We start from the raw sequence: 243 nt of genomic DNA on the forward strand, positions 1-243 counted from the left end.
CAATATCCTGAAAAATGCCTTTAAGGACAATAAGAAAAACCGCATCAAGTCCAAGAGAAGAACCAATCTCAGAGTACTGGGACTTGTTGGAGGTTTCATAGATTCCTTTGCCGGAGGTGGCTGGGGACCGTTAGTAACCGGAACATTGATCAAGGAGGGAATAATTCCACCCTATGTGGTCGGAAGCTCAACTGTCGCTAAGTTCCTGCTGACGGGCACCAGTGCCATTACATTTATTTTTCC

The 243-nt window shown here is 45.7% G+C and carries 1 pseudogene; it reads left to right on the plus strand.

Annotation, left to right across the window (positions count from 1 at the left end):
- Positions 1–243: pseudogene (locus tag SB679_RS25970) on the plus strand (ABC transporter permease); the annotation flags it as partial.

Source organism: Chryseobacterium sp. SIMBA_029 (assembly GCF_046535275.1).
Classification (GTDB): Bacteria; Bacteroidota; Bacteroidia; order Flavobacteriales; family Weeksellaceae; genus Chryseobacterium.